Raw genomic sequence first — 6610 nt, 5'->3', positions numbered from 1 at the left:
ACACGAGAGACCTCCGTTGGTCGAGCAGGTTCCTAGACAGCTCCCACTCGACCCGGAGGTCTCTCGCTATGTCAACAACGTCCCGGGTCAGTACAGCTAGCGCCGCCACACCGGCGAGGACGGCGATCGCCGTTCGCCAGCTCCACGCGTGGCCCAGAGCAGTCATCAACGGCGTGCCCGCCACCATGGCGAGGGAGCTGCCCATGAAGGCGACCGAGATCGCGAAGCCTTCACGGCCGCGCGGGACGAGACTTGCCGCCGTCGGCGCAACCACCGACCAGAAGATCCCATGGGTCGTGGCCGACACGAGGCGGGAACCCAGGACCCAGCCGAAGTCCGGGGCGAGAGCCATGGCGATGTTGGAAGCCACGAGGACCCCGACGGTCACAAGCACGAGGCGTCGCCGCGCGATCCCCGACGCGAGGATGACTAGAGGGAAGACCGTGACCGCGACGGCAGCGGCATACAGGGTGAGGAGCGAGCCGATCCGCGACTCCGTAACTCCCAGGTCCACGGCCATCTGAGGCAGTAGACCAACGGGGAACGACTCTGACGTGTTGTACACGAATGCCGCGCACGCCAGCAGCACCAGGCCCGCCCACGACCGTGCATCGATGCGGTTCATCTGTGTAACGCTACACAGCGTTGTGGGATCGGCCAAGCGTCATCCGACCCACCAGGGACACGCCCGCGCTGGTCGTGTGCCGATATACAGCACGCACCAGGCGCCCGCACCCGAACACCGGTTACCTGGTCCACCCAGGGGATGACAGGGCGATCAACCCTGCGGCCGATGCCCCCGCCGGTACCGCTCGATAGGTTGCCGCCATGACGACGGCTGCTCGGACCCCGGTCTCCGACCCTGCGACCTCCGGTCCACTCATGCGGATCGGGACCGTCGTGCTCCTCAGCTTCCTGTTGGGCGGCGCCACGTCCTGGGCGCAGGGATCCCTGCCGACCGAGCTCAGCTCCTTCGCGAACTCGGCCAGCGGCTGGACGGTGCTCACGGCGATGCTCGTGTTCTGGTCCCGCGCGCGGACCGGCACGGCCGCGGCCCTGGGTGCCGTCAGCTTCGTCCTGCTCGTGCTCGGGTACTCGGCGGCGTCGCACGTCCGGGGCCTCTCCTACGACCCGGTCCTCTTCTCCGCCGTCGGCGTGCTGGCGGGCCCGTTCGTGGGGCTCGCGGCGTCCTGGCTGCGCGCCACCGCCGTCCGGGCCGCCCTGGGTGCGGCCCTGCTGGCGGGCATCGGCGTGGGGGAGAGCGCCTACGGGCTCACGGTCGTCCGTGAGACGACCAGCCCCGTCTACTGGACGCTCATCGGTGCCGCCGGTCTGGCCCTGCTGATCGGCGTGCTCGCCCGCCGCGCCCGAGGCCCGATGCCGGTCGCGCTGGGAGTCGGCGGGGCGGCACTCGTCGCGGTGACGTTCTACGTCGCCTACTCGAACCTCGGCTAGCCGGAGACCGTGCCTGACGCCAGGACCACCACAAGCGCCAGCGCCCGTCCCGGCGCGGGGCCGGGACGGGCGCTCGGGTCACGGGTTCAGCTGGGACCGAGACCCAGGACACCGTCCAGTCAGGTGCCCGACGGCGCGCGCGTCAGTCGCTGAACGTGGCGTAGTCGAGGTCGAGCAACGACGCGTGGGCGGCGCCTGCGGGGTCACCCTGCGCGACGAGGTACAGGTCGTGGAACCCGTACGCTCCGCCGTCGGGGCTCGTGTCGACCCACGTCGTCGCCGTGGTCCACTCGCCCGTACCCGGCGGTACCTCGAGCGTGCCGACGACGGCGCCGTGGACCGGGTCGTCGATGCGCACCTCGAGGATCGTCGGCGTGGACGACGTCGAGCGGACGTCCGCGTGCAGGCGCAGCTCGCCCTTCTGGTCGGCGAACCCGGCGGCCGAGCCGTCGGCGAAGTTGACGTTCGCCCAGCGGAGCCACGCGCCGTCTCGCACGCCGGTCGCGACGAGCCCGCGGTCCGTGACGGGCGTCGTGCGGACGCCGGGCGAGGTGCCGTCGTTCTCCTCGGCCGGATAGGTCGAGAAGACGTCCTTGCGGTCCGGGAGCCCCGGCAGCGCACCCTCCGCCGGGACGAACGTCGTCACGCTGCCGGCACGGAGCGTGGTGGTGACCCCCGCGTCGTGCACGCGGACGTCGTCGAGCCGCACCAGGTTCTCGCTGGCCGACGTCCGGTACGCGGCGAGCGCTGGCCGCCGGTCGGGCAGAGGGAACCCGCCCTCGAGCGCGAGGTCGAGCGTCACGTCGTGCGCGTTCTCGTTGACCAGGACGACGGCGAACTCGCCCGTCTCCGGGTCCTTGAACGCAGTGAGCGTCACGCCGGGTGCAGGCTGCGGCGTTGCGCCGAGCAGGACGTCGCCCGGGTCGACGAACCGCGAGTACTGGCCGACGGTGTAGTAGCGCTTGAAGATCCGGTACTCGCCCGTCTCGGTCGGGTTGCCGCTCTGCGGCGTCCCGGTGTTGACGAGGCGGATGAGGTCCGAGCCGTCGGCGCCGTTGTTGGCCACGGGCCACCACCAGAAGTAGGCGCTGATCTGCGTCTCGTTGAAGAGGTTGCCGATGAGCTCGGCGTAGCGCAGGCCGTCGGTCATGGTGTTGTTCACGAACAGCCGGTCGCGCGGTGACCCTTGGTTCATGTACTCGGTCTGCCAGATGGGGGTGCCGAGCTGCTGCGACGTCGCGAACGCGCCCGGCGCGGCTCGTGTGGCACCGTCGACCAGGCCTGCGTACCCGTGCGCCGCGACCACGTCGACATACTGGTTCGCTTCGGGATCGGTGACGGCCGGCAGCACGAACGACTCGTCGAACCGGACGGCCTCGCCGAGGACGATCTCGGCGTCGACCCCGCGCTCCGCAAACGTAGGACCAAGGTGGTCGCGCACGAAGACGCGCAGCTCCTCGGGCGTCCACTGGCTGCTCGAGTAGCTCGTGCTCAGGTCGGGCTCGTTGGTGGGCGAGACGTGCGAGATCCGGATGCCGAACTCGCGCTCGTAGCCGATCACGTACTCGGCGAGGTAGTCCGCGAACTCGTCGTACATGTCGGTGCGCAGGCGGTTGGGCAGGCCGTCGGCGGTGCGCCTGACGGAGCTGTTCTCCTTCATCCAGGCCGGCGGGCTCCAGGCGCTCGCCAGGATGGTGTCGACGCCTCGCGCCTGCGCCTCGCGCATGAGCCAGACCTGGTAGTGGTCGAAGGTGGGCTTGACCTCCTCCCAGTTCGGCTGGTCCCAGACGAACGCGCCCGGCTCGGGCTCGATCGTGTGCGTGGGGCCGTCGTAGAGCTGGTCGCCCCAGGTGCCGATACCGCCGTCGCCCACCATCACGCGGACGATGTCGAGGCCGATGCCGGCCTCGTCGTCGAAGATCATGTCGAGCATCTCCGAGGACTGAGGCTCGCCCAGCCGCTGGATCGACCCGGCCTTGTGGAAGGCGAAGGAGCCGCCGAAGCCGTCCACGTCCTGCCGTTCGTCGTCCCAGTCCACGACGGCGGTGGGCCGGGTCTCCGGCGCCTTGGCGGTGCTGTCGCTCGCCCAGGCGGCGGTCGAACCGGCAAGGACCACGCCGAAGGCGGCGAGGGTGGAAATCGTTTTAGAAACCTGTGGAGATCGGACTCGTGAGCGTGTCATGTGATTGCCTCCAAGTGGACGCCCCCGTTGGCGTCCCGCTCGGCAACCTACGCCGGGCTATCGAGCCTGGCAATGCTTTCAGCGAATCCCGCTGCAAACGAATTCATTCATCGTCGACGAAACATTTCGGCTGCTGTGCTGGTGTCCTGGCGGTCGGGACCAGAGGGAGGAACCGTTGCTGCTGACGATGTGTGGGAACGATTGCAGCGCTCTTCGCAGGCCGACCAGGATATGACTGGTGTGCCACCGTCACGTCACCAGCCCGTTCCGGTAGGCGTAGACCACAGCCTGCACGCGGTCGCGCAGCCCCAGCTTGGCCAGGAGGCGCGACACGTACGTCTTGACCGTCTCCTGGCTGATCACCAGCGTCGCGGCGATCTCGCCGTTCGACAGCCCGTCCGCGATGAGGCGCAGCACCTCCAGCTCGCGACGGGTCAGCGAGGGATCGCCGCCCGAGCCCTCTGCGGGGCGGATCCGCGCGGCGTACCTGCCGACGAGCTGCCTCGTCACCTCGGGTGCCAGGAGTGCGGCCCCGGCCGCGACCGTGCGGATGCCGTTCAGCAGCTGCGCGGCCGGGGCGTCCTTGAGCAGGAACCCGCTCGCCCCGGCGCGCAGCGCCTCGTAGACGTACTCGTCCAGGTTGAACGTGGTCACCACGAGCACCTTGACCGGATGCTCCACACCGGCGCCGGCGAGCAGCCGGGTCGCCTCGATGCCGTCGAGCACCGGCATCCGGACGTCCATCACCACGAGGTCCGGGTTCAGCCGGCGGGCGAGGTCGACGGCGGCCTGTCCGTCCCCGCAGGCGCCCACCACCTCCAGGTCGGGCTGGGCGTCGATGATCGTCGTGAAGCCCGTCCGGATCAGCGCCTGGTCGTCGCAGACCAGGACGCGGGTCGGCGCGTTCACGACCGGCTCCCGGTCGGGATCCGGGCGAGGACGACGAAGCCGCCGTCGTCCCGCCGTCGCGTATCGAGCTCGCCGCCCAGGGCGGCGACCCGTTCGCGGAGCCCGGCGAGGCCGCGCCCGCTCCCGGCCGGGGCGCCGCGCGAGCCGGGCGCCGAGCCGGGCCCAGACCCAGGCCCCGCCCCGTCCTGCGTGCCCGCCCCCGGCCCGTCGGTGCTGACCTCCACGGTGATCTCCCTGTCGTCGTAGTGGACGCTCACCGCGGTCGGGCGGCCGTGGGCGTGCTTGAGGGCGTTCGTCAGGGACTCCTGCACCACCCGGTGGGCGGCCTGCTCGGCGCTCCCCGCCGGCTCCGCGGGCGTGCCCACCTCGGTGAGCTCCACCGGCTGCCCAGCCTGCCGCGACTGTTCGACGAGCAGTCGGAGCCCGGCACCCGGCAGTGTCCTGACAGCGCCCTCGTGGCCGGGGTCGAGCAGGTCGAGCAGGTTCCGCAGGTCGCCGATGGCCCGCCTGCCTGTGTCCGCGACGGCGGTGAGGGACTCGTCGAGCCGATCGGGCGCGGCGGTCAGGTACCGCGCCGCCTCGGCCTGCACGACCATCGCCGTCACGTGGTGGGTCACGACGTCGTGCAGCTCGCGGGCGATCCGGGTCCGCTCGGCGGCGCGGGTCTCCTCCGCGACCCGGAGCCGACGTTCGACCTCGGCCACCCGGGTGGAGCGCAACCAGGCGCCGATGCCCCACGCCAGGGCCATCACCAGGTAGAACGTCACGAGCTCGTCCACGCGCTCCGCCCCGCTCAGCCGGTCGAGCGCGACGGCCAGCACCACGTACGACGCGGAGAGGGCGGAGGCGACCAGGCGCCGACGGCGGTCGAGGTGCGCCCCCGCGCTCACCAGCGCGATGCCCACCGCGTTCCCGGCGAACGAGTGATGGCCGGAGACCTGGCCCATCGCGAAGCCGAGCGACACCAGCGCGACACACACCGCCGGCCACCGCCGCCGTACGGCGAGCGGGAGGCACTCGAGAGCGATGACCACCAAGGCCGGCCCGTCGAGAGGGCGGGCGGGCAGCTCACCGACCTGCGTCCCGTAGTCCCGCAGCGCCGGCACGAACGCCGCCCCGGCGAGCCCGAGAGCGAGCGGCAGGTCCCGGACCGTGACGTCGAGCCGGTGCCACCGCTCCGGGACCCGCCGGAGATCGATCACGTCGAGAGCGTAGCGGCCGCGTCGGACCGGGCGGCGCGCCGGCGGGGCACCACGTGACCACGCCGGTAGGCGAGCCGCATGAACACCGCGGCCACCAGCACGCAGAACACCAGGGAGAACAGGCTGCCCTCCGGGCCGAAGGCGCCGCCGGTGAGCAGCGTGGGCCCCGACGTCGTCGCGTCGAGCAGACCCTGCGGGGTGTTGTTGCCGGAGACCTCGGTGCTGAAGATGGCGCTCCCCGCCACGTTCCAGCCCAGGTGCAGGCCGATCGGCACCCACAGCCTGCGCGTGGCGACGTATGCGGCGGTGAGCATCCCGCCGGCCTCGATCGCGATGGCGATCGCGCCCCACAGGCTGGCGTTCGGGTTGACCAGGTGGAGGAGGCCGAACAGCACGCCGGTCAGCGTCAGGGCGATCCAGGTGCCCGTCCACCCCTCGACGACCCGGAACAGGACGCCGCGGAACAGGAGCTCCTCCGTCACGGCGACCGCTGCCATGCCGCCGACCAGCCCCACCGCACCCATCGGCGTGCCCAGCCCGTGAACCGTGTAGCCGCCGAGGACCGCGATGCTCGCGATGACCAGGCCGAACAGCGCCACGCCGATCAGCGTTCCCCAGCCGACCGCCGGCGCGGCACCCCGCAGGGCCACCTCCACCGGTGCGCGGTGCTCGGTCCGCCGCACCACCCAGCCATAGACGAGGACCGCGAGCGCCGCCGTCGCCACCCCGGCCACGAGGGTCAGCCAGGGGTTGCCCTGGACCGCCGTCACCGCCTGGTGACCGAGGAATGAGACCGCCACTACGGCCACGAGCTGCCACACCAGACGCACGATGACTCCTTTGCGAGTAGCCGCGGCCGGAG

General features: G+C 71.4%; 6 protein-coding genes. 1 reads left to right on the top strand and 5 read right to left on the bottom strand.

What is annotated here, in order from left to right; translation table 11 throughout:
• A partial coding sequence (locus D1350_RS18045; protein ID WP_164545218.1) for an MFS transporter occupies positions 1-661 on the bottom strand: 661 nt, incomplete at its 3' end.
• 167 nt (positions 662-828) lie between these two features.
• On the opposite strand from D1350_RS18045, the gene D1350_RS18040 reads away from it, so the two are divergent.
• Positions 829-1455, top strand: a complete 627-nt coding sequence (locus D1350_RS18040; RefSeq protein ID WP_125777426.1) for a DUF6518 family protein — start codon at positions 829-831, stop codon at positions 1453-1455.
• Positions 1456-1597: 142 nt separating this feature from the next.
• Here the strand turns inward: D1350_RS18040 and D1350_RS18035 are convergent, their stop codons facing one another.
• The 4 genes from D1350_RS18035 to D1350_RS18020 form a co-directional block, all read right to left on the bottom strand.
• Positions 1598-3637, bottom strand: coding sequence for a glycoside hydrolase (locus D1350_RS18035; RefSeq protein ID WP_125777425.1), 2040 nt, complete (start codon positions 3635-3637; stop codon positions 1598-1600).
• 249 nt (positions 3638-3886) lie between these two features.
• Positions 3887-4546, bottom strand: a complete 660-nt coding sequence (locus D1350_RS18030; protein WP_125777424.1) for a response regulator — start codon at positions 4544-4546, stop codon at positions 3887-3889.
• Positions 4543-5748, bottom strand: a complete 1206-nt coding sequence (locus tag D1350_RS18025; RefSeq protein WP_125777423.1) for a sensor histidine kinase — start codon at positions 5746-5748, stop codon at positions 4543-4545. The genes D1350_RS18030 and D1350_RS18025 overlap by 4 nt, the downstream gene beginning before the upstream one ends.
• Positions 5745-6578, bottom strand: a complete 834-nt coding sequence (locus D1350_RS18020; RefSeq protein ID WP_125777422.1) for a CPBP family intramembrane glutamic endopeptidase — start codon at positions 6576-6578, stop codon at positions 5745-5747. The genes D1350_RS18025 and D1350_RS18020 overlap by 4 nt, the downstream gene beginning before the upstream one ends.
• Positions 6579-6610 lie beyond the last annotated feature (32 nt).

Source organism: Antribacter gilvus, assembly GCF_003946865.1.
GTDB classification, from domain to species: Bacteria; Actinomycetota; Actinomycetes; order Actinomycetales; family Cellulomonadaceae; genus Antribacter; species Antribacter gilvus.
This window is presented reverse-complemented; position numbering and strand designations above follow the sequence as displayed.